The sequence below is a fragment of the Myxococcus sp. AM011 genome (genome assembly GCF_013372595.1).
Classification (GTDB): Bacteria; Myxococcota; Myxococcia; order Myxococcales; family Myxococcaceae; genus Myxococcus; species Myxococcus eversor.
Window position 1 is genome coordinate 1 of sequence record NZ_JABXEM010000085.1, and the last position, 20244, is coordinate 20244.

At 67.9% G+C, this 20244-nt stretch carries 14 protein-coding genes; 6 read left to right on the forward strand and 8 right to left on the reverse strand.

The window, feature by feature from the left end:
* Positions 1 to 55: 55 nt before the first annotated feature.
* Positions 56 to 940 carry an SRPBCC domain-containing protein gene (locus HUW62_RS19140; RefSeq protein ID WP_163870322.1) on the forward strand — a complete coding sequence of 295 codons (885 nt, stop codon included), beginning with the start codon at positions 56 to 58 and terminating at the stop codon, positions 938 to 940.
* A gap of 86 nt (positions 941 to 1026) precedes the next feature.
* On the opposite strand, the gene HUW62_RS19145 is transcribed toward HUW62_RS19140, so the two are convergent.
* From HUW62_RS19145 to HUW62_RS19170, 7 genes are all read right to left on the reverse strand, one after another.
* Positions 1027 to 2742 (reverse strand): alpha/beta fold hydrolase, encoded by a 1716-nt coding sequence (locus HUW62_RS19145; RefSeq protein WP_163870323.1) that lies wholly within the window; start codon positions 2740 to 2742, stop codon positions 1027 to 1029.
* Positions 2739 to 2864 carry a hypothetical protein gene (locus HUW62_RS48825; RefSeq protein WP_255203510.1) on the reverse strand — a complete coding sequence of 42 codons (126 nt, stop codon included), beginning with the start codon at positions 2862 to 2864 and terminating at the stop codon, positions 2739 to 2741. Before HUW62_RS48825 ends, HUW62_RS19145 begins: the two co-directional genes overlap by 4 nt.
* A 269-nt stretch (positions 2865 to 3133) precedes the next feature.
* Complete coding sequence (locus tag HUW62_RS19150) at positions 3134 to 3916, reverse strand: hypothetical protein (protein ID WP_176435234.1); 783 nt, start codon at positions 3914 to 3916, stop codon at positions 3134 to 3136.
* Between the two features lie 85 nt (positions 3917 to 4001).
* Positions 4002 to 4874, reverse strand: coding sequence for an AraC family transcriptional regulator (locus HUW62_RS19155; protein WP_176435235.1), 873 nt, complete (start codon positions 4872 to 4874; stop codon positions 4002 to 4004).
* Positions 4875 to 5103: 229 nt separating this feature from the next.
* Complete coding sequence (locus tag HUW62_RS19160; RefSeq protein ID WP_163870326.1) at positions 5104 to 6510, reverse strand: family 2B encapsulin nanocompartment shell protein; 1407 nt, start codon at positions 6508 to 6510, stop codon at positions 5104 to 5106.
* Between the two features lie 15 nt (positions 6511 to 6525).
* Positions 6526 to 7935, reverse strand: coding sequence for a family 2B encapsulin nanocompartment shell protein (locus HUW62_RS19165; RefSeq protein WP_163870327.1), 1410 nt, complete (start codon positions 7933 to 7935; stop codon positions 6526 to 6528).
* Positions 7936 to 7994: 59 nt separating this feature from the next.
* Positions 7995 to 10256, reverse strand: a complete 2262-nt coding sequence (locus HUW62_RS19170) for a family 2 encapsulin nanocompartment cargo protein terpene cyclase (RefSeq protein WP_163870328.1) — start codon at positions 10254 to 10256, stop codon at positions 7995 to 7997.
* 283 nt (positions 10257 to 10539) lie between these two features.
* On the opposite strand from HUW62_RS19170, the gene HUW62_RS19175 reads away from it, so the two are divergent.
* From HUW62_RS19175 to HUW62_RS19190, 4 genes are all read left to right on the forward strand, one after another.
* Complete coding sequence (locus tag HUW62_RS19175; protein WP_176435236.1) at positions 10540 to 11358, forward strand: hypothetical protein; 819 nt, start codon at positions 10540 to 10542, stop codon at positions 11356 to 11358.
* Positions 11359 to 11522: 164 nt separating this feature from the next.
* On the forward strand, positions 11523 to 15491 hold the full coding sequence (locus tag HUW62_RS19180; protein ID WP_176435237.1) for an annexin: 3969 nt from the start codon (positions 11523 to 11525) through the stop codon (positions 15489 to 15491).
* Between the two features lie 21 nt (positions 15492 to 15512).
* Complete coding sequence (locus tag HUW62_RS19185) at positions 15513 to 16472, forward strand: hypothetical protein (RefSeq protein ID WP_176435238.1); 960 nt, start codon at positions 15513 to 15515, stop codon at positions 16470 to 16472.
* 50 nt (positions 16473 to 16522) lie between these two features.
* Positions 16523 to 17023 carry a GNAT family N-acetyltransferase gene (locus HUW62_RS19190; RefSeq protein ID WP_255203511.1) on the forward strand — a complete coding sequence of 167 codons (501 nt, stop codon included), beginning with the start codon at positions 16523 to 16525 and terminating at the stop codon, positions 17021 to 17023.
* Here HUW62_RS19190 and HUW62_RS19195 read toward each other — a convergent pair whose 3' ends face one another.
* Positions 17024 to 18535: an FAD-dependent oxidoreductase gene (locus HUW62_RS19195; RefSeq protein WP_217911418.1), complete on the reverse strand. Its 1512-nt coding sequence runs from the start codon at positions 18533 to 18535 to the stop codon at positions 17024 to 17026.
* Between the two features lie 361 nt (positions 18536 to 18896).
* On the opposite strand from HUW62_RS19195, the gene HUW62_RS19200 reads away from it, so the two are divergent.
* A complete protein-coding gene (locus HUW62_RS19200) occupies positions 18897 to 20225 on the forward strand; it encodes a serine/threonine-protein kinase (RefSeq protein ID WP_176435240.1) in 1329 nt (442 codons plus the stop codon).
* Positions 20226 to 20244: the final 19 nt, after the last annotated feature.

Genomic DNA, 20244 nt, shown 5'->3' on the forward strand with positions numbered 1-20244 from the left:
TCCCACCCCAGGTCCCCGCGCCTCGCGCCCCACGTTCCCCCAAGAGGAGACCCCGATGAGCCCGTCGTTCGAGCACGAGTTCACCTTCAAGCTGCCGGCCCCGCCCGAGCGGGTCTTCCGCGCACTGACCGATGCGGCCGAACTGCGTCACTGGTTCTCCGCGCATGCCGAGGTCGAGCCGCGCCTCGGTGGGACCTACCGCTTCTGGGGCAAGGCCACCCTCGGTGCTCCCGGCGAGCCCACCCGCGACCAGGTCGTGACGACGCTCGAGCCCGGCCGCCGCCTCGGGTTCGGCTGGACGATTCAGGGCGTCCCGACCGAGGTGACCTACACGCTCCAGCCCGGAGAGGGCCCGGACACGTGTTCGTTGGAGATCCTCCACGCCGTGCGAGGTCAACTGCCGTATCGCAGGCCGCGTCACGTGATTGACGACCTGTGGCGCATCCACACCGGCAACCTCAAGGACCACCTTCGCGAGGGCACGCAAATCACGCTGCCCGACTTCACCAGCGGAGCCCCCGAGGTGCGCGCGTCGATCGAAATCGCCGCGCCGCCCGCCAAGGTGTACCGCGCATTGCTCGTCCCCGAGCTGATGAACCGCTGGCTCTTTGGCGCCGCGCGCGTCGACGTGGACCGCGGCGAAATCTCCTATGGCTGGAGCTACACCTGCGAGGGCAGGACCGTGGCGGGCGGCCCCACCCGCATCCTCGAGAAGGTCGAGAACGAGCGCCTGGTCACCGATTGGCCCGACTGGCGGGGCGAGCCGGACAAGCCGATGTCGCGCGTGACGTGGCTCCTTGAATCTCTCGAGGAAGGGCGCCGTACCCGCGTCACCGTCATCCACGACCGCTTCGAGCTGCCGGTCGACCGCAGTGACTACCTGCAGGGCTGGGCCGGGTTCCTGGGCATGCTCGCCAAGGTGGCGACCGACGCGAGCTGAACGCGTCACGGCCAGGAACGTCGAACGCCGCCCGCGCGCGGGTGCATCCCACGAGCGGGCGGCGGATGGATGAAAGACAGCAGGCCTCAGAGCTCCGTGCAGTTGAGCGCTATCTTCCGATGCTCCAGCGCCTGCCGGATGCCACTGTAGACGACCCCGTTCGACGCGAGTCCGACATGCTCGACGAGGTTGTCCTTGCAGAAGTCCTGCACCGTCACGTTGCACTGCAGCGCTTCACCCGAGGGGCTCGTCCGGTCGCAGTTGTCCATCTTCCCGTTCGAGTCCGCCTTGGTGAACACGTCGTGCAAGGTGTTGATGTTGGTGTAGTAGATGGGGTCGTTCGGCGGGCGCGTGTTGATCTCCGCGATGAACGCCGAGCCCGCCTTCATCTGCTTGCAGGGCAGCGGGTCCGCGGCGCTGCCGGTGCAGTTGAACAACAGCCGCGCCACGAGGGCGAGCATCGGGTCATCGTTGGTGCCCTTGTGGGGAGTGCCCAGGCTGATGATGCTCTCCACCGACGCATTGCCGAAATCGCGCACGTATGCCCGTGCCACCGCGCCACCCTGGCTGTGGCCAATCAAGTGGACCTTGCTGGCGCCCGTCTGGAGCAGCACGTCCGCCACCTTGAACTTGAGCTGGCGCGCGCTCTCGTGCAAATCAATCAGTCCGCCGCTGGGCAGCTCGAAGAAGAAGCGCTGGTAGCCATCCCGGTCCAACCGGCTCTCCAACGTCCAGTAGAGGATTTCGCTCGCCAGCGTGCCGCCGACGATGAGCACCGGGTTCTTGCGCGCCGTCGGGGTGGGCGTGGGAGTCGGCGCCGGCGTGGGAAGCGGTGTGGTGGCGGGGACGGTGGTGATGCCGCAGCTCAACACGCTGGCCTGCGCGCTGCCCGGGTTGCTGATGAGCGGCGGGTCCGCGCCCCAGCAGGACCATGCGCCATCCGCCTGGGGACCGTGCTGCACCATGAACTGCGCATGAGCGGAGCCATTGCCGGCGTAGGAGAGGTCGCAGCCACCACTGAGGACCTTGCCGGTGGCGGCGGCGAGCGCTCGGGGATAGGCCACGCCCGAGGTCTTCACGCCCTGGCTCACCGCGCAGCGCAGCGCGGGCTTGGGGGTGAGCAGGGCGGCCTGCGCGGGGTCCACCGCGAGCTGACACGCGACGAGTGACGCGGTGACGGTGGCGTCCTGCGGATGGTTCGGCGGGTCCGCGGCCTGGCAGCGCCAGCCCTTGCCGTTGGCCGTGGGCTTGGAGACGACGATGTTCTCCGCGTGGATGGAGCCGTTCAGCGCGTGGGAGGAATCACAGCCGCCGGAGACGACGACATAGCCCTCGGTGGCGAGCTGCGGCGTGAGGGACACCTCGGCGAGCGGGTTGCGCGAGGGGCCCGTCTTCGCGCTGAGCGTCTTGCACTGCAAGCGCAGGCTGCTGACGTTCGGCGCGCTGGCCTTGCAGAAGGTGACGGAGGCCTTGGCCCACGCGGGATTGATGACGAGCGCGGGGTCGGCGCCCTTGCACCGCCAGCCGAAGTCCCCGTCGGGAGCGTTCTGCACCATGACCTCGGCGTGCGCGGAGTCATGGCCAAAGCGCGACACCTCGCATCCGCCACCCACGCGCACGTAGCCCTGCTGCTGCTTCGCGAGAGGAACGGACGCCACGGCCTTCGGATTGGCGCCGAGCCCCGTGGCCGGAGCGCGCTCCTGGAGCGTCTGACAATCGAAGGTCACCTGCGCCGAGGCCGTCGTGCCCACGAGCAGCAGCGCGGCGAGAAGGACTCCACGCGGACCCTGTGAGGAACTCATCGCGTGGCCTCCAGGGTGGAGGTGCGAAGGTCCTCGGAATGGTGGCGATAGCAAAGCCGCGTCACGGAGCGCGCCAGCGTGTGCGTGGCGGTGTGAAGCGGAATGAAGTGGAGCTGCGTCATGGAGTCCTTCTCCTTGCGGCAGCGAGCCAGGGCCGCGCTGCACGCGCCGAGGCGTGCTGCAAGCGTTGGACCCGTGGCGAGAAGACGCCTGTCCAAGAGCGAAGTGGAGCCGCCAACCCCATGCGAATCATTGCGGCCAATGGGAGCGGACGCGTCACGGACACGTCAGGGCTGTTCCGTGACACGTCAGCTTGGAATCGTCGGCGATGGCCCGGGGTGGAAAGGGCCCTGGTCCGTGGGGACCCAGCCCGAGAGCCCGAGATGTGTGGCTATAGCCCGACGTGGAGGCGATAGGTGTAGTCGATGGGAGTTCCCATCGGCGAGAGGGCCGTGACGTGCACGGTGTGCTTTCCCGGCGTCAGCGCGAGCATCAGCCACCACCCATCACTCACGCCTTGCTGTGGCGTGCCGGTGAGGCAGGGGTCGGGGAACTGGCCCACGAGGCTCGGGTGCGCGGAGAAGGTGAACAGGGGGCTGGTGTGACGGTGGGCGGAGTAGGGCACGGGTTTTCCATTCACCGTGACGCTCACGTCCTGGATGAGGTCATTGAAGCCGCGTGCGCCTTCGCGCAGGAACTGTTCGAGCGTCTGGCCCGGCGCGGGCTTGAAGTCGGGGTCGGGGCACGGGAAGTCATTGATGATGATCCACAGCGGTACGAGCACCCGCTTGCCGAACGGGACGCGGCACGTGCGCTGATAGGTCGTCGCGCCATCATAGGCCGGGACGAAGTACACCGGGCCTGACTGCTCCACACCGCAGTCCGCGTCGAGGACCAGCTCGGGGTTGCGCTCGGCGGGGACCTTGTATGTCCAGTACCACCACTGCTCCGTCCACGCGGTGATGCTCCGCCCCAGCACGGGCAGGGCGCGTGGGAGGACCAGGGCGCCCTGTCCCGCCAGCACCGTGGCGTCCTCGGGCGACAGTGACAGTGGCGTCGCGTCCTCCAGTGGCACCACCTCCGGGGAGGTGGCATCCGACGACTCCTGCGTCCCACCACAGCCCGCGACCCAGCCCGCGAGCACACACGACACCATCCAGCGTCCAAGCCGCATAGGACCTCTCTCCTCGAAGGTGATGACCTCCAAGGTAGAGAGGCTCGCGCGGAGCGTCTTGTACGCCGTTGCGCTCTCGTGGCCTCTACGTCCGGGAGACGCACCGAGGCGCGTGTACGGCGGAACGGTACTCGCCCGGAGTCACCCCGAGGGTGCGGGTGAATTGCTTCACCAGGTGGCTCTGGTCCGCGAGGCCACAGGCGAGCGCCACTTCGCCCATCGGCATGCTCGTGGCGAGCAGTCGCTGTGCGTGACGGACTCGAAGGCAGCGCAGGTACACCTGGGGCGTCTGGCCCGTCTGCTCCCGGAAGCTGCGCACGAAGTGCCAGGGACTGAGTCGCGCCTCGCGTGCCAGCTCCGTCAGCGAGATGTTGCGAGTCACACTCGCTTCGATGAGCGCCCTCGCGCGACGCACGCCCGGCGCACAGGGGGTCGCCCTGGCACTGCTTCCATGAGAGGCCGCGTGCCGATTCACCAGTCCAACGAGCAGTGAAAGCAGGTCCGCTTCGCGCTCCAGCGTGGAGGTGCTCGGGTCGACCATGCCCGCGAACACCAGGGAGAACGCCCGCATCAGCGCGGGGTCGTCGATGAGGGGCGCCGCGAAGTCCGGCGGCCCGCGCGATTCGGACGCCGTCTCCCGCGAGGCGGCCTCCATCACCTCGGGGGCGATGTAGAGGATGCGGTACGTCCAGCCCACGCCGGGGTCCGCCGCGCGACCCGAGTGCATCTGCCCGGGATTGAGGGCGAACAACCGGCCCGCGGGGGCCACCACCGTGTTGCCCCGGATGAGCAGTGCCTCCGCGCCCCGGTCCATGCTGACGAGCGAGAACATGTCATGCGAATGGGGGGCGAAGGTGTGCCGGGTGTGGCTCGCGTGCTGGGCCTCCAGCCCTCGGATATCCGGGCGAACCCAGAAGCGGGGCGTCGGAACAGCATGCATCTCGGGAATGGCAACCATGGGAAGGCCCCCTCGGACAGGCCCTGGCCCGTGGGCCAGTGCGTGCCGGAAAACCTACCCGGCCCCGCTCTCCCCTCTGCTCGCGAGGCTCTCAGGTGAGGGGTATCTTCCGGGGGCTCGACGGTCCGTGTGTTACCCTGGTCCGTTTCGCCGCGCGCCGAAGCCCGCACCGAACCGCGCTCCGCACAAGAGCGGGCTCCACCTTCGAGCCCGCTCCGGTGGCGAAACCTCAGCTGCCCAGTTCGACGTTCTCGAGCACGCCGAGCGCGTCCGGAATCAGGAGCGCCGCGGAGAAGTAGGTGCTGACGAGATAGGACGAGAGGGCCTTCTCGCTGATGTCCATGCGACGCACGGACACGCCCGGCTCGACCTCGTCCTGGAGCCCCGTGCGGGTCAGGCCGATGACGCCCTGGTCCGACTCACCGGTGCGCATCACGATGATGGAGCTGGTGCGCTGCTCGGTGATGGGAATCTTGTCGCACGGCAGCATGGGAACACCGCGCCACGCCATGGCCTTGGTGCCCTGCACGTCCACCACCGTCGGGTACAGCCCGCGGCGGGTGCACTCCCGACCGAACGCGGCGATGGTGCGCGGGTGGGCCAGGAAGAAGCGCGACTTGCGGCGCCGGCTCAAGAGCTCGTCCATGTCGTCCGGCGTCGGAGGGCCGGAGCGGGTGTGGATGCGCTGCTTCAGGTCGGCGTTGTGCAGCAGGCCGAAGTCGCGGTTGTTGATGAGCTCGTGCTCCTGCCGCTCCTTCAGCGCCTCAATCGTCAGCCGGAGCTGCTGCTCCGTCTGGTTCATCGGCCCGTTGAACAGGTCCGCGACGCGGGTGTGCACGCGGAGCACCGTCTGCGCCACGCTCAGCTCGTACTCGCGCGGGGCCAGCTCGTAGTCCACATAACCGCCGTGAATCGACGGCTCGCCGGAGTGTCCGGCGGCCATCGGAATCGCCGCCTGCCCCATCTTGTCCTGGGGCTTCTTCAGGCGCTCCTTGTACCGCTCCACGTGCGCCTGCAGCGCGGGCGACTGGAGGATGAGGGCCTCGAACACCTGCTGCGGCAGCGCCAGCACCGTGCAGGCCGTGGTCGCCTTGACGGTGAAGCCCCAGTGGTCGTTCGACTCCACCACCGCCTGGTCACCGAAGTGGTCGCCGTCCGCGAGCGTGTCCAGCGTCAGCTCGTCCCCGTACTTGCCCTTGCCCAGCTTCTTCGCCTTGCCGTGGGCAATCAGGAACACGTGCTCGGCGGGAGCACCTGCCTCGACGATGGAGTCCCCGGCCTTGTACTCCTTCTGGACGAAGCGGCTCGCCAGGGCCTGGAACACGGAGTCGTCACCCTCGAAGCCGCGCAGCAGCGGCAGCTTGTGGAGCTCCTGAGCGGGCACTTCCACCCGGGCGCCCACGTTGCCGAAGTTGAGCCGGTCGTCTCCCACCGCGTAGCTCAGGCGACGGTTGACGCGGTACGTGCCGCCCGTCACCTCCACCCACGGCAGCATGCGCAACAGCCACCGGGGGGTGATGCCCTGCATCTGCGGAACAGTCTTGGTCGTCGTCGCGAGCTGGCGAGCACCCGCCGTGCTCAAGCTCGTCAGCTGCGAGTCCATGCCACCGCCGCCTGGATTGTTTGGGTTCGTCATGGCGTGGGCCTTCCGTTACTCCGAGCGGCCAATCTCGACGCTCTCCAGGATGCCGAGCGCGTCCGGGATGAGGACGGCGGCGGAGAAGTACGCGCTGACCAGGTAGTTGATGATGGCCTTCTCGTTGATGCCCATGAAGCGCACGGAGAGGCTGGGCTCGATTTCGTCGGGGATGCCGGCCTGGTGCAGACCGACGACGCCCTGGTTCTTCTCACCCGCGCGCATCAGCAGGATGGAGCTGGTGCGGGAGTCGGAGACGGGAATCTTGTTGCACGGGAAGATGGGGATGCCGCGCCACGCGGGCACCATGTTGCCGTTGAGCTCCACGCTCGTGGGGTAGATGCCGCGGCGGTTGCACTCCTGGCCGAAGGCGGCGATGGCGCGCGGGTGCGCCAGGAAGAAGGACGGGTCCTTCCACACCGTGGAGAGCAGCTCGTCCATGTCGTCCGGCGTCGGAGGGCCGGAGCGGGTGTGGATGCGCTGCTTCAGGTCGGCGTTGTGGAGCAGGCCGAAGTCGCGGTTGTTGATGAGCTCGTGCTCCTTGCGCTCCTTCAGGGCCTCCACCGTCAGACGCAGCTGCTGCTCCGTCTGGTTCATCGGCTCGTTGAAGAGGTCCGCGACGCGGCTGTGAATCTGGAGCACCGTCTGCGCGACGCTCAGCTCGTACTCGCGCGGGGACGTCTCGTAGTCCACGTACGTGCCCGGCAGCACCGGCTCGCCCGTGTGGCCCGCGGCCAGCTCGATGGCGGCCTGGCCCGACGTGTCCTGCTTCTTCTTCGAGAGCGCCTTGAACTGCTCGATGTGCTTCTGGAGCGAGGGCGACAGGGCGACCACCGCCTCGAACGCCGACTGCTGGAGCATCAGCACGGTGCAGGGCGTGACGGCCTTCGCGGTGAAGGTCCAGTAGTCCTGCGACTCCAGCAGCGCCTGGAAGCTGTAGTGGTCGCCGTCGGCGAGCACGCCAATCACCGTCTCGTCGCCGTACTTGCCGGCTCCAATCTGGTTCACCTTGCCGTGGGCGATGAGGCAGATGGAGTCCGCCTCCTGGCCCTTCGCGGTGATGACCTCGCCCGCCTTGAACTCCTTCTGCTCGAAGCGGTTGGCCAGGGCCTGCAGCACTTCCACGTCGTCGAACCCGCGCAGCAGGGGCAGCTCACACAGCTCCTGGGGGATGACCTGGACCTTGGCGCCGGCGGTGGTGAACGTCACGCGGCCATCGCCCACCGCGTACGTCATGCGGCGGTTGACGCGGTACACGCCACCGGACACCTGCACCCAGGGCAGCAGCTTGAGCAGCCACCGGGAGGAGATGCCCTGCATCTGCGGAACGGACTTGGTCGTCGTCGCGAGCTGCCGCGCCGCCGCCGTCCCGAGGCTCAACAGTTGGTTCTCCGCTTCGTTACCGGGCTTGTTCGAGTTCGCCATGAGGACACCTTGTCTTTCAGAGGTGGGGAGACTGGGAAAGGGTTGGGATTACGAATGAGTCAGGACTGGCGGAGGCTGCTGAACAGCGAGGCGATTCGGGCCGCGGAGGTGCCCAGCCCCGTGGGGCCGTGCACGTGAGGCATGGGCTTGCGGGTGCCCTGCAGCTCGAACTCCTTGTACCGGTCCACCGTCTGGTGCCAGATGAGCACGCCGGCCATCCAGTTCTGGAGCTTCACGACGTACAGGTTGAGCTTCTCCTGGGCCCGCGCGTCCAGGTTGAAGTTGCGGATGAGCGATGGCAGCTCGGTGGCGACGGTGTGCTGGAACTGCTCCATCCGCGCGGTCATCAAGTCGTTGACGACCTCCACCGCCTGGGTGGGCGACAGGTCCAGGAAGCGCTGGACGACGAGGACGCCGTTGTTCAGCTCGCCCTCGTACTCAATCTCCTTCTGATAGGAGAAGACGTCGTTGGTGAGGCACGCGTAGTCGGCCGCCGAGTTCTCCAGCGAGCGGATGGGCCGGGTGTGGAAGATCTCCGCCGGAATCGCGTCGCCGTGGGCCAGCCGCGACAGGCTCATGGTGAGGTCCGAGCCGAACGTCTTGCGACGCATCTCCACGTAGTCGACCGGGTCCGGGACGCGGTTCTGTATCTGATTGGCCAGCTCCCACAGCCAGCTCTCCGTCATGTCCTGGATGGCCTTGCGGAACAGGTTGCGCGCGCTCGGCGTCAGGTTGGCCGCGGTGCGCGCCCACAGGTCGGCGAGTCCCCGCTCCACCGGGTTCGTCGCGACGGCGGTGCTGGTGGACGGGTCATCCGGCATGAACGCCGTCAGCCGGGCGTTGAAGAGCTTCGCCCCGGCCATGTCCTTGGTGTAGCCGTAGAACGCCGGGAAGTAGTCGTCGGCGTAGGTGCCCCAGACGAGCCAGCCCGACGTCAGGTTCAGCTCTTCGGCGGTGGCGTCCGGATGAATCAGCGCGCCACACAGCGCCACGTCCGCGACGTCGAACTTGTGGTCGTCCCAGATGTACACGCCGGGCAGCCCGGGCAGCGCGTCCAGCATGCCCATGCGCCGCGCCCACGCCTTGGAGTCCTTGCGCGCGCCGTCCAGGTGGGGGCTGCGCCCCGTGGTGTACGGCATGTAGAACTTCGGCGGCACCAGGTGGCCCACCGGCTGGTAGGGCACGTGGGCGAAGCTCTTGAAGCGCTTGAGGCCCAGGGCGCCGGGCGACAGGGGGATGCGCAGCGCGGACGTGCCCAGCCCCGGGAAGGGCAGGTTCAGCTCGGCGCCAGGGCCGGAGGCGGGCTTCATGTAGCGGCTGGAGCGCAGGTGCCACTCGTGGCCGCCGGACTGCCAGTCCTGGAGCCCCCGGATGTAGACGAGGACGTTGGCCTGCTCCACCGGGTTGAGGCCGTGCTCCGCGAAGAGCGAGGGCAGCTCCGTCACCGCCGTGTTCTCGAACTGCTGGAGCCGCGACGTGAGCACGTCGTTGACCAGGTTGGCCGCCGACTGCGGGTCGATGTCCAGGAAGCGCTCCATGACGAGCACGCCGTTGGACAGCTCGCCCTCCTCCAGGATTTCCCGCTCGTAGGAGAACAAGTCGTTGCGCAGGTGGACCGCGTCCGCGAACGAGTGCTTCAGCACCAGCATCGCCCGGCTGGCGGCGATTCGGTCCGGCACCTCGGCGAACACGGCGTGCTCCACCAGGTCCGCGGACCACGGCGCCCCGCCGACCTTGCGGCGCATCTCGATGTACTCAATCGGGTTGGAGACCCGCTGCTCGCTGATGTTGTCCAACTCCCACGTGGACTCGTCCAGGAGCGCCTTGGTGCTCTCGAAGAAGCGCTTGCGCCACTCCACCGACTTGGTGGGCACCGTGCGCATCCACAAATCGGCCAAGCCCGCTTCCACCGGGTTGGTGGGCTTGGGCATGGGCGTGGACAGGTCCACCGGCATGAACAGGGGCAGCCGGTCCAGGTACGCCTTGGAGCCCTCGCGGTCCTGCGGACGCTTGTAGATTTCGAGGAAGTGGTCGTCGAAGTAGAAGACCCAGACGTACCAGTCCGTGATGAGGTCCAGCTCGGGGCTCGGCGCTTCCGGATGCGTGTACGCGCACAGGAGCGCGTAATCCATCGCGTCGAACTTCCGCTCGCTCCAGATTTCAGGGGCGCTGCCGTCCTTGGGCGCGCCGATGATACCCAGCTCGCGCGCCCAGGCCTTGGAGTGCACCCGGGCTGCTTCGAGGTTTGGATTCAGACGCGCCGGCCAGGGGACATAGAACTCTGGCAATACAAAAGGATGTTTGTCTCGCGCCTTGGCCATGGGTGCCCCTCGTTGTGACGGGGCGCTTTGTAAAGTGTTTGAAATGATGAATCCACGGATTACTCAAGCAAAAGATAAAATCGAAGGAATGCTGTTTTTTCTGAGTCTCCGGGTTGGGTAAAGCCGCACCCAGTGGGGTGGTATTGATTGAACTCGTTTTCTCAGGGATGGAGAGAAACAGGGAGGCATTCGCTGTTGGAACGAGATATTCGTGGAATTGTTGCTTGTGATTGTGCCTGCGCCGGCTTGGCTCGGATGAAGGGGCCGGGCTAGCGTCGAGGCCATGCTCCTCGTCACCCAGGGCCGCGAGCCGCGCCGTCAGTTGCTCCTCAAGCCCTCGCCCGGGTCGAAGCAGGTCGTCTCCGCGCTCCACTTCTCGTCGGTGACGGTGGAGACGGGTGGCACCCCGCGCCGCGCGCCACCGGTGCCCTCCACGCGGATGACCTTCATCATCCACGTCCAGTCCGTCTCGCCGGAGGGGGACACGCGTTATGATTTCACGCTCGACGCGGTGGACCTGCTCGTCCAACCCGGCACGCCCGAGCAGCACGTGGACGAGGTGCGCAAGAGCCTCGCGTTCCTGCCGGGCCTCTCCGGCACGGGGCTGTCCGGGCGGCGGGGCAACTCCCTCGACTTGAAGCCGCCGGCCCAGCTTGACGCACGGCGGCGCAGGGAACTGCAAGACCTGGCCAAGGCGCTCCAGTTCGTGGGCAACCCCTTTCCGCAGGAAGCCATTGGCCTGGGAGCGCGGTGGGATCAGCCGTTGTATGGCAGCGGCCCCGTGGGGACGCAGGGGACGGCCAGCTTCGAGCTGTTCTCCCTGGAGGGGAGCAGGGCGGGGACGCGCTTCCTCATCCAACAGACGTCGAAGAACCAGCCGGTGCCGGCCGAATACCAGACGCGCCCGGATGGCTCCGAGCGGATGATGATCCGCTCGCAGACGAAGGGGGAGACCGTGTTCCGGTTGGACAGGCTCTGGCCCGCGAGCAGTGAGATGGAGATGCGCGTCCAGGCGGACCTGTCCGCGGAGAAGGAAGACCCGCCGCGTCGCCTCAAAATCATCACCGACGTGAAGGTGCGCCTGGAGGAGAAGGACGCCTGAGGCGACCTGGGACGTCTTGCATTGCCGACCCGCCTTCCTGACTCACACAACTGGGGCGGTGCAATCTCGGATAATCTCTTTCATGATGACGAGTGAAGCCGCGTTGCGGGCTGGACTCGTGTAGGTCCATGTCCGCCGTGGCGGACTTTCGCGGAGTTGGGGGCATGCGAGTCAACGAGGGCGGTTCCACTCGGGCCACGGGTACAGGGGATTCAGGCGCTTCGAGCGCGGCGGCGGCGGAGCGTGCGGCTCGCGCGGCGCAGCAGGCGGCGGAAGCGGCGGCCCGTGCGGCGGCGGAGGCGGCTCGGGCTCAAGCAGCGCAGGCGGCCCAGGCGCAGGCTCGCGCGGAAGCAGCGTCCAGGCAGGCACAGGACGCGCTGAAGCAGGCGCAGGCGGCGCTCGCGGAGGCGAAGAAGAACAAGGCGCCCAAGGCGGAGCTGACTCGCGCGGAGCAGGCCGTGAAGCAGGCCACGACGTTCGCCCAGCAGGCCGCGACGTCGGCGCGCAATGCGGGCAACCGCGCCACCAACGCCAGCTCATTCGTTCCGGCCAGCACCCCCCAGGTGCCCGCGCAGCGGCAGACGCCCGCGGGTCCTCCAGGCGTCACGCCGGGCTACACCCGGGAGCAGGCGGCCAAGGACGCCACGGAGTTGTACCGCGCGACGAAGGGCGGGCTCACCGGCTGGGGCACGGATGAGGCCGCCATCTTCAAGACGCTGGACAAGCGCACTCCGGCGGACATCGCGCTCATCCGCCAGTCCTTCCGGGAGCACTACAAGGAGAATCTGGACTCCGTCCTGCGCGACGAGCTGGGCGGCGATGAGCTCACGCGCGTCAACAACATCCTGTCCGGCAACAAGGGCAACGCGAGCGCCGCGGCCATCCAGGAGCAGACGGGCTTCTTCGGGGACAAGGACGCCATCGTCAACACGCTGCGCGACGCCACCCCCGCGGAGCGTCAGTCCATTGCCCGCTCCTTCCAGCAGATGTACGGCAAGGACCATCCGGACATCCGGGCCGCCACGCCCGAGGAGTTCATGAAGCAGGCGCTGGGGCCCCGCCTGGACGCCGCCCAGCGCACGCAGCTCAACAGCCTCCTGGACACCACCCGCGCGTCCACGCCGGAGCAGGTGACGCAGCTGGAGGCGGGCGCGGCGCGCTCCAAGGTCCATGACTCGCTTCAGGGCTTCTTCGGCGCGGACAGCGACAAGGTCTTCGACACGCTGAAGAACCTGCCCCCGGAGCAGAAGAAGGTCCTCCTCGCGGACGCGGCGCTCCAGTCGGAGCTGCGCGGCAAGCTGTCGAAGGAGGACTACGCCCGCGCCCGGGGATTGATGGAGGACAACCCGGCCGCCGCGAGCGCCGCGCAAATCAGCAGCGCCACCCAGGGTTGGTTCGGCGCGGACGAGAGCGCCATCCTCGACGTGCTGAAGAACACCAGGCCGGAGGACATGCCCGCCCTCAAGGAGGCGTTCCAGCAGCAGACGGGCCGCTCTCTGGAGTCCGAGGTCAAGAGTTGGGGCGGCGCGGACACGCAGGTGGGCCTGCGCTACCTCAACCCTCCCGCGGCCAACGACACGCTGGGACAGGCGCAGGCGGCGGCCGAGCAGCTCCACCGCGCCATGGACGGCGTGGGCACGGACGAGGCGGCGCTGCGCGAGGTGCTCGGCAACAAGTCCAAGACGCAAATCAATGACATCACCGCCGCGTACCGCGACCTCTACAAGCGCGACTTGCGCTCGGACCTGACGTCGGAGCTGGGCGGGCGCGACAAGTTCGAGATTGTCGACCAGATGTATGACCTGGGGGCCATCGACCCCAAGGCGCCGGATGCGGCGAAGCAGCAAGTGGACCGCCTGCGCGCGCAGCAGCAGTTCGAGCAGAGCGGCGGTCTGGGCATCATCGACACCATCCAGAACGTCACCAAGGGTGAGTCGGACTCGGAGCGCCTGGAGCGCAACCTGACGGCGGCGGAGACGGCCATCTCCACGGGCGACACGGCGGCGGCGCAGCGGCGCACCACGTACGCCACGGACGACGTGAAGGACCTGCAGGAGACGAAGGACAGCACCGCGGACATGGCGGCCACGGCGGCCGTCGCGGTGGTGACGACGGCGGCGGTGGTGGCCACGGGTGGCGCGGCGACGCCGCTGGCCATCGCGGGCTACGCGGCGCTGGGCGCGACGACGCGAGTGGCCACGCAGGCGTACTTCAAGGGCGACTCGCTGGGCATGGACGGTGTCGCGCAGCAGGCGGTGGTGGGCGCGGTGGAGGGTGGCACCGCCGTCATCCCGCTGCCCAAGGTCCTGGGCGGCGCGGGCGCCACGGCGGCAACGGAGACGGTCGAACAGGTCGCGAAGCAGACGGTGGGCCAGCGGCTGCGGAGCACGGCCATCCAGGGCGCATGGGAAGGCGGCGTCGGTGGCGCGCTGGGCGGCGCGACGGACCAGTCCCTCCAGAGCGAGACGTGGAAGAACGGCCTGCTCCCGGGCCTCCAGCAGGTGGGCCAGCGCGCGGTGGTGGACGGCACGGTGGGCACCGTGTTCGGCGCGGGCGGCGGCGTGGCCATGGACGGGGTGATGCAGGGTGCTGCCCGCCTGACGACTCCGCGCGAGGTGCCGGTGCTGACGAACCCGGCGCTGGATGGCGGCACCGTGCACGTGCGCTACGGCGACGGGCGGGTGCGAATCGAGGCGGGGCCCGACGCCACGCCCGCGCAAATCCAGGCGCACATGGAGACGGCCCGCACGCTCCAGAAGTACGAGGGGCCGTTGGGGCAGGTCCGTCAGCTCAAGGACCGCGTGACTCAGGAGCTCACCGGGCGGCCGGGCTACGGCACCCAGGGCTTCGAGTCCCACCTCGAGGTGAAGAAGCTCAACGCCATCATCAAGGACCTGGAGGCGGTGCAGCAGCGCATCGACACGCGGCTGCAGAAGCTCAACGGCAGCGGCGAGGTGCCCACGGCGGCGCAGCGCGAGGTGATGGAGCGCGAAATCGCCGACCTGCGCGCGCAGCTCGACACGCACGCCGCGCAGGTGGGCTCACTGGCCCCGGCGCGCGGCTACGTCGCGGCGGAGCAGCTCAGCAAGGGGAAGACGGAGGCGCTCAATCGCGGCTACCCCACGACGGAGGCCGAGGGGCTGCCGAAGGACCACCACTGGGTGGAGAACGAGAACGGCCAGCTCTTCCTCCAGCGCAAGGCGGGGACGACCGAGCCTCGGCAGCTGTACGAGCCGTCCGGCAGGGAGGCCGAGGGCATCTTCGGGGAGTTCACCGACGCGCCCACCGGCTACATCGAGCCCAAGTTCCCCGCTGGCGTCACGCGCGCGGAGGCGTTCGACGCGCTGGGCGGCAACAACGACAAATCTCCGTTTGGCGCCTGGGTGAAGTCGCTGGAGGCCGAGGGGCTCATCAAGGACAGGTCGGAGCTCATCTCCGCGCTGCGCGAGTCTCCCGAAGGCCTGTCGTTCGGCACCGTGCGCCACGAGCTGAAGGCCAAGTACACCGAGCAGCTCGTCACGCGGATGACGGACCCCGCCCGGCTGCGCGCCACGCCCGCGTACGCGGAGGCGCTCAAAGTCACGAAGAATCCCGAGCAGGCGCTGGTCGCCGCCAGCCACACGGAGATGCTGCGCATCACCCAGGGGCTGGGGTCCGCGGACAAGGGCGCGCTCGCCCAGCGCTGGTATCAGGCCACCTTCGAGAGCACGCGCAAGGGCGTCACGGAGGTCACCGTCAGCAAGCAGGCCGCCGCGGAGCTCGGCGTCACCTTCACGGCCAATCGCCGCATCGACGTGCTGGAGCCGGGCACGGTGCGGGAGCTGAAGAACGTCTCCACCAGGTTCGGTGAGCGCGAGCACGAGCAGTTGATGGACCTGGTCAAGCTCTACGGCAAGACGCTCGACGGGACGGACACTCCGATTGAGCAGGTGGTGCAGACCTTCGTCGACCCGCGCGGCGTGGTGGCCAACTCCAAGTTCCTGCACGAGATGTTCGATGGCTCCGGTGGCCAGTACCTCAAGGTGGAGGTCTTCAAGGCCGACGGGACGGCGCTGGTGATTGACGCCAACAACCGGGGTATCCTCAACCAGAGTCAGGCGGAGCTCGAGAAGACCCTCGGCATCACGAAGTAGCGGGGGCCAGGAGGTCTCAGGGTGTTGGAGACGGAGATGAAGGTGGGGCTGTCGGGTCCTGACCTGCCAGTCCTGGTGCGGGCGATGGTCAGCCGACTCCTTCCGAAGACGTCCCCGAGCGCGCTCTCGGTGGACTTCACGGACCAGGCGCCCGGCGCGGACTGGCTGGAGACGCGCATGCTGAAGGCCCGGCGGCGCGCGAAGGCCGTCTGGGCAGGCGACTCCTGGAACTTCCTCCTCGTCGAGTCTCCCGTGGCGCTCGTCGCGGGCCCTCATGCGAGGGACGCGCGGCAGGTGCTCGCGGAGCTGGCGCCGCTGCCCTTCTTCCTGGCGTCATTCGCCAGCCTGTATTCGGACTGGAAGGTCGACGGCAAGGCGTACGCCGCGCCCATCCTGGATGACCTGCACTATCCGCACGGCTGGGGCTGCGCGTTTCGCGGGCAGGGCCACGCGCGGCTGGTGTCGCGTCGGTGGCTGGAGTTCGGGCCGTGGCGCCTGTTGAAGGGGCCGGACGATGTCTCCCTGGTCCAGTTCCATGACCTGGAGGCGGACCCGGCCACCGCGCTCGCGCAGGCGAAGCCCGGGCATGCGCGCATGGGCGCCAACGCGGAGGGTGGCGTCATCCGCTCGGGGTACGCGCGCAAGCACAAGCTCGACGGCTTCTACGAGCCGCAGGACAAGCTGCTGCGCATGGTGGTCCACGGCCGCGACGTGTCCGCCAGCGAGATGCTGGATGCGTGCTCGCTGCGTCTGGACGGCGCGGTGGGCCCCGGGCAGCCGCTGACGCGCGTGGCGTATGTCTTCATGGAGCCGGAGCGGGCGCGTGCGCACCTGCACGAGCTGTGGCTGCGCGAGCTGGAGTGCTGGACGATTGAAATGGGCAAGGAGGTCCGGCTGGACAAGGACTACCGCCCGACGCCGGTGAAGCCCGACTGGGTGAAGGCCGTGGAGGCCCGGGAAGCGGGCGCGACGAAGCGCTGAGCCCGCTGTTCCGCATTCCGGGCTTGCGTGGCCGCTTCGGGCTGGGAAACATGTCTCGCATGACCCAGCCCGTGGTGCCTCCCTCCGTGTCCGATGCGTATGTGGTTCATGGCCAGGGCGGTTTCGTCATCTCCGATGACTCCGCCCGCATCGACGTGGACGTGGTGCATGGTTACCTGACGCGCTCGTACTGGAGCCCGGGCATCACCCGCGCGCTGGTGGAGAAGGGCCTGCGGAACTCGCTCCTCTTCGGGGTTTATGGCGCGGACGGCGCGCAGGTGGGCTACGCGCGCGTCATCACGGACCGGATGTCCTTCGCCTATCTCTGTGACGTGTTCATCCTGGAGACGCAGCAGGGCAAGGGCCTGGGCAAGTGGTTGATGGAGACCGTCTTCGCCCATCCGGACCTCCAGGGGCTGCGGCGCTTCCTGCTGGCCACGCGGGATGCCCACGGACTGTATGCCCAGTATGGCTTCACGCCCCTGAAGAACCCGGACCGGTTCATGGAGAGGCATGACCCGGACGTGTACCTCACCGCCAGCAAGGTGTGATCACGCAATCCCGCGCCCGGCGAAGTAGCGCTCAATCGATTCCGGTGTCCCAAGAGGGTCGGCCAACGCGACATAGGTGTCGGGGCGCAACAGGTAGGCTGCGTCCCGTGCAAGCCCCGCTCGCTCATGCTCCGGGCGCCACGCGAATTCATGCAGCGCGATGCCGCGCTGCTCGCTCCAGGTCTTCAGGTCGGGCCTGGCCGTGCCATAGACGTGGACCTGCCATGCGATGATGGACAGGGGATTATAGTTGTCCTGGGCCGGTCCTCCCACCCAGGGAAGGCGGTCGCCACCTTGAACACCGCCGGCCTTGCCCTCGCTCAATGCACTGGCGTGGTAGCTCAGCGATGTCTGGGAGACCAGCCGGAACATGAACTCGCGCACGCGGTCGCTGCTGTAGATGACGCCCGCGAAAAGCGGCGCGATGTGTATGCGCACGAAGTTGGCGAAACCGCCTTCCGTGGTGATGAAGGTAAACAGGCGGTCGGTGGTATCCACCAGCTTGCGTGCGAAGGCCTTGCGCTCCTGCTCATAGCTGTCGAGCAATGCGTCCAGGGCCTGGCCCTTCACGACCGCCGCCAACTTCCACGCGAGGTTGATGGCGTCACTGATGCCTGTGTTCATGCCCTGCCCGCCAACAGGGCTGTGCACATGGGCCGCATCGCCCAGCAGAAAGGCGCGGCCTCGTCGGAAGTGGTCGGCGACCCGGTGATGGACCCGGTAGGTGGAGAACCAGTTCACCGCTTGGACCTTCAGGCCCAGGTTGTCGATGGCATGATGCCCGACATCGTTGAACGTCAGTTCTTCCGCGCGATCGTCAACGACCGCGCCAATCAACCGGCTCTTGCCCTCGTGGCCATAGGGAATCACCGCCACGAAGTCGGTGCCGTCGAGCGCGAGGTGCACCTCGTCAGTGGGCTCGAGACCGCTCACCTGAACGTCCGCGACGTAGAACGTCTGATTGTACGTGCCGCCCTCGAAGCCCGCGCCGAGTTGATGGCGGATCGATGAGCGAGCTCCGTCACAGCCCGCGAGATAGCGAGCGACACAGACCTGTTCGCTCCCATCCGGCGTCCGCAGGCGCGCGGCGACGTGGTCTCCTCTATCCTCGAACGCGGTCAGTTCGGTTTGTCGCTCGACGGTGACGCCGAGCGCCTGCAACCGTTCGACCAGCAGTCGTTCATGTGCATCCTGCGGATACACCAGGAGGAAGGGATAGGGCGTGATATCGGTCCCGACTTCGCCGAAGGAGAGATGTGCCCGACGCTTGCCTTTGGCCCAGAGACTGATGGAGGGGTTGCGGTAGCCTGCGTCGACCACGGCGTCAGACAAGTCGAGTTGACGGTAGAGCTCGAGCGTGCGGGCCTGCACCACCATGGCGCGAGAGGTTTCTCCCGGCCCGTCGTTCTTGTCGACAATCCGGACTGATACACCTTGGCGCGTCAGCCAAAGCGCCAGGACAAGACCGGTAGGACCCGCGCCGACAACGAGAACGTCCGTTTGTTGACCCACGCGTCCACCTCCAATGAGTGGCTTCAGAGGCACTTTGTCCTTGAGCGATTTTCTGTCAAGCGCACGGGGGACGGCAGGATGCTCCGCACGACATTGACAGCCACTGACACACGTCAGGATGGAGGCGACGCGGGAGCAGGGCGCGGCAACCCAGGCCGTGGAAGCTGGAGTGGACATCGGCCCTTGCACTGCCGGGCGATGTGAGAGGCGCTACCGCGCGGGCGGAGCTCACCTCGGCTCTTCCTCGAAGCATGCGCCTTGTCGCCATGCAGCTGGACTCCAGGGCCGGGACGGGGCCGGCGGGGACTGGTATAGGATTCGCATCCAACGGGTGGCGTGGAGTGGCTCTGGGAGATGTGGAATGGAACGTGTCCGGTCTGGGGCAGGGCTTCGTGAAGCGGAGGCGAGCGTGGCGTGCGTGGTGTGTGAAGCCACGCTCGAGAATGCTCGCTGTGGCCATTGCGGCGCGGCCGTGGCCCCCGGCGGGTATCGAGTGCTGCGGCTCATCTCGCAGTCTCCGCATGGTCGCGTGTACCTGGCGGTGGATGGTCAGGGGACGCGTGTCGCGCTCAAGGAGTTGTTGTTCGCGTTGGTGCCCGGCGTGGAGCAGCTCGACGCCTTCGAGCGTGAGGCCGCCGTGCTGCGCTCGCTGGAGCACCCGGACATCCCGCGCTTCGTCGCGAGCTTCAAGGAAGGCAGCGGGGTAGGGACGCGCCTCTATCTCGCGCAGGAGCTGCTGGAAGGGGAGACGCTTCTCGAGCGTATCTCGCGAAGGCGGCTGGATGAGGCGGAGGCGTGGACGCTGGCGGAGCAGGTGCTTCAGACGCTCTCGGCGCTGCATCGACGCACGCCCACGCTGGTGCACCGCGACGTGAAGCCGGCGAACCTCATCCTCCGGCCGGATGGACGCACGGCGCTGGTGGACTTCGGCGCGGCCCGCCACCTGGCGCGTGACGTGACGCATGGGTCCACGCTCGTCGGGACATTCGGGTACATGCCGCCCGAGCAGCTCGGCGGTACGGTGGAGCCCTCCAGCGACCTCTACGCGCTGGGCGCGACGCTCGTGCATGCGCTCAGTGGTCGCGAGCCCGCGGACCTCGTCGACGAGGGACTGGTGCTGTCGTTCGATCAGCACCTCCAGGTCTCCGAGCCGCTGCGCGTGTTCCTGGGGAGGCTGCTCGCGCCGAAGCGCTCGGCGCGGTTCGCATCGGCGATGGAGGCGCTCTCCGCTCTGCGGGCTTCGGTCGAGGCAATGGCCGCCGAGCGCTCCTCGCCGGTCGCTTCGACTTCCTCGGACGAGGGAGCGAAGGCATCAGGTGCGGGCGGCGAGCGGAGGGGTGGGCAGCCGACCGTGGAGTCCGCCGTCGAAGCCTCGGCGGTCGTGGCCGTACCCGTCACTGGCGACAAGTCCGAGGGGGGTGAACAGCCCCAACTCTCGGTGGTCAGTCGCTGGTCCTTGCAATGGAGCAACCCTCGCTGGGTCTTCGCCGTCCTGGCCTTGACGGCCTTGTTCGTGGGCCTGATTCGCCTCATGCCTCACCGAGGTGGCAGTGAGGTGATGGTCGTCGACTCTCCGGACTGGGGCAGCCCGTCCTACAGCCCGCCGCAATCCCAGCCGGCACACCCCTCTGGTGAGGGAAAGCGCCGTTGGTTCGAACTGCCCTGGTCCAGCGGCTCGCCCTCGCACTGACGCCGCGGGCTCGGCACTC